At 64.5% G+C, this 5,447-nt stretch carries 3 protein-coding genes and 1 pseudogene; all 4 read left to right on the top strand.

Features of this window, described 5'->3' with window-relative positions:
• Positions 1–26 precede the first annotated feature (26 nt).
• Positions 27–275: pseudogene (locus G4O04_09945) on the top strand (hypothetical protein).
• 50 nt (positions 276–325) lie between these two features.
• Entirely contained in the window at positions 326–598 is a 273-nt protein-coding gene (locus G4O04_09940; GenBank protein ID HEY58834.1) for a hypothetical protein, read from the top strand.
• A gap of 168 nt (positions 599–766) precedes the next feature.
• Positions 767–4,495 carry a diguanylate cyclase gene (locus G4O04_09935; GenBank protein ID HEY58833.1) on the top strand — a complete coding sequence of 1,243 codons (3,729 nt, stop codon included), beginning with the start codon at positions 767–769 and terminating at the stop codon, positions 4,493–4,495.
• Positions 4,492–5,447: response regulator (locus tag G4O04_09930; GenBank protein ID HEY58832.1), on the top strand; the 956-nt coding region annotated here is incomplete at its 3' end. The genes G4O04_09935 and G4O04_09930, both read left to right, overlap by 4 nt.

Below are 5,447 nucleotides of genomic sequence, written 5' to 3'. Positions count from 1 at the left end.
TGCACTGGGCTCTGCTCTACAACCAGATGCAGTCCCACAGCAAAATCCTGGCCCGCGAGGTGGCCCAATGCACTCAGAACCTGGAGGCCTTTGTGTATTCCGTCTCCCATGACCTGCGCACCCCTTTGCGCGCCCTGGCGGGCTACGCCCAGGCTGTGCCGGAAGATTACAGGAGCCAACTTCCTACCGAAGGGACGGACTTCCTCCAGGCTCTACTCGACGCATCGGAACGCATGGACCAAATCATCGAAGACTTGCTTCGCCATAACCGCATCGCCTCTTACCCACCCTGCAATCCGTCGCCCTGGCCGACGTTCTGGAAGAAGTGCTCCTCGACCTCCACCCCGCCATCCAGGCCAGACAGGCCCACATTCGCCTGGTGGAACCGCTGCCCTCGGCCTACGGCAACCCCACCCTGCTCCACCAGATCCTGCTCAACCTGTTGGACAACGCCATCAAATTCGTCCCCCAGGGGCAACGCCCCGAGGTCACGGTGCGAGTCGAAGGGACGATGCCCCCCCACGGGGTGCGGATATGGGTCGCAGACAACGGCATTGGTATCCCTACCGAGGCGCAAAACGTATTTTCCGGAGGTTGAGCGCCTGCACAGCCCTGAGACCTACCCCGGCAGCGGCATCGGACTGGCTTTTGTTCGCCGCGCGGCGGAAAGGCTAAACGGCCAGGTGGACGTGATCTCGGCTCCCTGGCAGGGAAGCCGCTCTTAGGTTTGGCTTCCCCTCCCCGAACCTCCCCTTGAGGCAACCTCATGACTCCCTCCAACGGTTCTCCTTTTGCCTGGCGCATCCTCTTCTTCAGCGCCCACGAACAACCGCGCAGCACCTCCCCGGAGGCCAAACTGAAAGAAGCTTTTCCCCGGGCCGAAGTGCATGTCGCGGTCTCGGCCAAAGCGTTCCGCAACGCCCTAGCCGAAGCTCCCTGGGATGCAGTGATCGCTTCCCTCCCCATAAGCGAACAGGCCACCCGCCAGGCTCTATTGGAGTGGCGATCCCAGAACCCCGAAGGAGCCCTCCTCATCCTCCTGAGCGAGGGGGTACGCTGGTCCCAGGCGCTGCAACTGGCCCCCGACGACTGGCTTCCGCTGGAGGAGGACTGGCCTGCACGGCTGCCGGGGGTGCTTCGGGCAGCGCTGGAACGCGCCCGCCGGCGCGCCATGGCCCATTTCATGGCCCTCCTGGCCGAAGACGCCCCCATTGGCCTGTTCGTCGCCGATGCCCAGGGGCGCTTTCGGGCGCTCAACCCCCAACTGGCCGCCTGGTTGGGCCAATCCCTCCAGAACCTGCGCGGCCAGCCCTTGACCGATTGGGTCCAGACCTTCCATCCGCCGCCGCTGACGCAACGTCTCCACCGGCTGGACGACCCCACCCGTCCGCTCCTCTTGCGACTGAACGGCCCGCAGCGGCATGCCCACTTCCAGGGCTGGCTGTGGCAGCCCGCGCCCAACGCCCCCATCCAAGGCGTCATCGCACCCGCGGTGCTGACCCAGGCCCTGCGCCCGGCTCAGGCTGTGCAACAAGCCCTGCTGCGGACCGCCGAGGAGACGCCTGAAGCCAGACTGCGCGCGGCGCTGACCGCCCTGCTGCGGGCCACCGAGGCCCAGGTCGCCGCCCTGCATCTCAAAGGGTTCACCAACACGCCGCCGCGGCCCGATTTGCTGGTGCTGAGCGAGGATACCCCATCCCCGCCCCCGCCCGACGCCCTGCCTTGCATGCCCCATGCCTTAGGTTGGCCCCAAGTGCCCATGCGGCTCCAGCACGCCGTGCTCCCCGACCAACGAGACCGCGAGCCCGCCCATCATCTGGCCCACTGGATGGTCTTCCCCCTCCAATTGGGCAGGGAGCCTTTAGGCTGGCTGACCCTGGCCCGCACCGGGGACCGCCCCCCCTTTGACGAACTCCTCTTCGAGGCCACCCAGAACGCCCTGGGCTACCTCACCGCCCTCCTGGAGCAGCAACAGCAAACCGACCTACGTCACCGTCTGGAAACCCACCTGCAGCGGCATGTCAAGGCTCTGGACGCTCTACATGAACTGAGCGCTCATCTGGCCAGGGCCCAAACCCTTACTGACCTCTGGGAGGCGCTGGCCGACGCCTGTCAGAAAATGGGCTGGCGCTTCACCATCCTGCGCCTGGAAAACGAGGCCCTGCGGCTCATTTACCACAATTTCCCCGCCGGGGTGATGCAGCAAGTCGAAACCCGACTCAGGTTGGATGCCATGTCCATCCGCATCACCCTGGAACAGGCCTATCTGATTCAATCGGCCATGGGCGCGCGCCGCCCCCTGCTCCAACGTCTTGTCTGGAAAAACGCCCTGGCCAAGATCCCCTGGGCCGACGAGGAACTCATCGCCTGGCTGATTGCCATCCTGGGCCTCCCCCAGGGCGAAGACATCATCTTCCTCCTTCCCCTTTACCTTCAAAACCACCTCTGGGGCATCATCGTCCTCTGGGGGGCACCCTACCTGCGGCCCGAGGACGGCGAAATTCTGGATATCATGTATCACCAACTGCAGGCCGCTCTGGAAACGACCACCGCGCTGGAAAGGCTCCGCCAGCGCCAGCGCTTTCACCAGGCCCTGGCCACCCTGGGGGCTCGCCTGGCCGCCTGTGGGGACGAACACTGCCTCGCCCAAACGCTGCTCCGCGTCCTCATCGACAACCGGGGGTTCGCCCGCGCGGCTGTGTATCGCCATAACGCGCCCCACGGCCTCCACCTGGTAGCCCAGCGCGCCCCGGCCTTTCAAAGCGCCTCCTATCCGCCCGTGCTCTCCCTCGAAGGCGAGGCCTCCTGGCTCTCCCAACTCACCCAGCCCACCCCGGCCCATGCAGAAAGCCCCCTCCCCGACCTTCAGCCCGAAGATGTGTTGGTGCCCCTGCGCGCCGAAGGCCATCTGCATGGCCTGCTGGTGGTGGAAATACCTTTCCCCTCCCAGGAAGACCTGCTCTGGCTAAACGAAGTAGCCGAGATCACCGCCTTCACCTGGCAGCAACGCCGCCTGACGCAAAGGCTCTCTCAGTACCTCGCGCTCCACCAGGCGCTGCGGGCCGGCCTGCTGGCCCTCAGCCAACACCTGGATACGGAGCAAACCACCCAGATGCTGCTCACCCACGCCATGCACCTCGCCCATCCTCAAGGCGTGGCGCTCTGGCTGGTTCGCCCCCAACAGGGCACCTGGCAATTCTTCCAGAAGCAGGGGCACTTCCCCCAGCCGCTCCAACCGCCGGCCGTGCCGCCCCACCAGTTGACCCTGACCGCGGAGCCGCCCCCTCCGGGACGCCCCGACTACATCCCCCTCATCTCCCAGGGGCAGGTGATGGGCGCGTTGGAGGTCTACTGGGCTTCATCGCCCACCCCCGAAGCACGGGATATGCTCGCGCTGCTAGCCGCCCAGGGTGCCTTGATGCTGGCCAACGCGCAACTGTTCGCCCAGGTGCAGGAGAACGCCCAGAGGCTGGATGTGCTCTTCAAGAGCACCCGAGAGATCGCCCTTGCCGCCCTGGACCCTGAGGCCGTATACCACCAAGTTCACCAGACCCTCCAACAAGCAGGGTTGGAACATGATACCTTCATCATCGCCCTGTACGACCCCGAAACCCAAACCCTGGAAGTCCCCTACATCGTGAAAGGCGGGGTGCGCTACCCCGATCAACGGGTTTCCCTTCATGAGGATTCCTTGCTAAAAGAAGTGGTGCGGCAACGACGCACATTGCTCATCCAGGACTTCGAAGAGGAGCACCAGACACGGGGCCTTCCATGCCAGCAGGTCGGGCAATTAATGCGCTCCATTCTGGCCGTGCCGCTGCTGCGCCAGGATGAAGTCATCGGCGTGCTTTCCGTCCAGGCACGCCGCAGCGGGGTGTACCACGAGGAACATCGCCAACTGCTGGAGGCGCTGGCCGCCCAGGTGGCCGTGGCCCTGGAAAACGCCCGCCTTTATGCCAAAACCCGTCAGTTGTCCATCATCGATTCCCTCACCAGCCTCTACAACCGCCGCTACCTGTTCTCCCTGGGGGCGCGGGAGATCCAGCGCGCCCGCCGCTTCCACCATCCCCTCACCGCCGCGATGATCGACCTGGACGATTTCAAGCAGGTCAACGACACTTACGGCCACCACATCGGCGACGAAGTGCTGCGCCAATGGGCCCAGCGCACCCGCTCCCTCCTGCGCGAGGTGGACATCTTGGGGCGCTACGGCGGCGAAGAGTTCGGCCTTTTCCTCCCCGAAACGCCGCTGGAGCAAGCCCTGCATCTCGCCCGCCGCCTGCGCAAACAAATCTCCGAGACGCCTTTCGAGACCCAGGTTGGCCCTGTCTCCCTGACGGTGAGCATCGGGTTGGTAGCCTGGAACGAAAGCATTACCTCACCCGCCGCCCTGCTCCAGGAAGCCGACTATGCGCAGTACGCCGCCAAGCACGCCGGCAAGAACCGCATCGCTTGGCGCGACCCGGAGACCCAAGAACTGAAGGTGGACACATGAGGGACAACCGTCCCCTCCGCATCTGGCTGATCGACGACAAGCCCGACGATCGGCGCCTGGCCCGACGGGCCATTGAACGCTACTTCACCCACGCAGAAGTGCAGGAAATCGGCACGCTGGACGACTGGCAGCGGGCCCTGACTTCTCCCCTCCCCAACCTGGTCATCACCGACCATCGGCTGCATTGGGGAGATGGCCTTCAAGTGCTGCAAACCATCAAAAGCCGCGATCCCCTCTGCCCGGTGATCATGTTCACCAACACCGCCACGGAACAAATCATTCTGGACGCTTTTCGTCAGGGCCTGGACGACTATCTGTTGAAGGCACCACAACATTTCCCGCTCATCCCCATCACCCTGGTCAACACATTGAAGCGCGCCCGGCAACAGCGGGCCATCCACCAGGCCGAAGCCCGATTGCGGCTGCTCCACGAAATCAACCGCCATATCCTGCGGGCGCAAACTCCCCAAGAGGTAGCCTCGGCTGCGCTACCCCTCCTGCATCCTTTCTTGCAATCGCTGTTCCTGGTGGTGGTGCGCCTGGGTAGGCAACCAGACAACGGGCATGTGCTGGCCGCCTACGGGGCTCCGGAGAACGAACTCAACGCCTGTTTTCAGCAGAGCCACTTCCCCCATCTCCTCGAGACGATACGGCCTCGCACCCATCCCTTTCCCCCGCCTTTCATGCCCGCCGACCTGCCCTGTATCCAGCGCCTGGTCGAGCGGGGTACCGGCGCCGTCACCGTGATCCCTCTGCAGGTGGAAGAGCATCTCCTGGGCCTGCTGGTCATCGGCTGGCGCTCGCCCCAAGAAGGGGTGAGCCATCTTATTGAAGTCGCTTCCCAGGTAGTCAACCAGTTGGCCATCGCCCTCCATGCAGCCCACCTGCTGGAAGAAGAGCGCCGGGCCCGCCACATTGCCGAGGCCATCCAACGCATCAACCTCACCCTCTC

Source organism: Anaerolineae bacterium, assembly GCA_011176535.1.
GTDB lineage: Bacteria > Chloroflexota > Anaerolineae > Anaerolineales > DRMV01 > DUEP01.
Note: the sequence above shows the minus strand (reverse complement) of the source record. Positions and strands in the feature narration are given on the sequence as shown.

Bases quoted from the DNA above. Each gene is read 5' to 3' on its own strand.
- G4O04_09935 (HEY58833.1), top strand. From the start codon at position 767: ATGACTCCCTCCAACGGTTCTCCTTTTGCCTGGCGCATCCTCTTCTTC.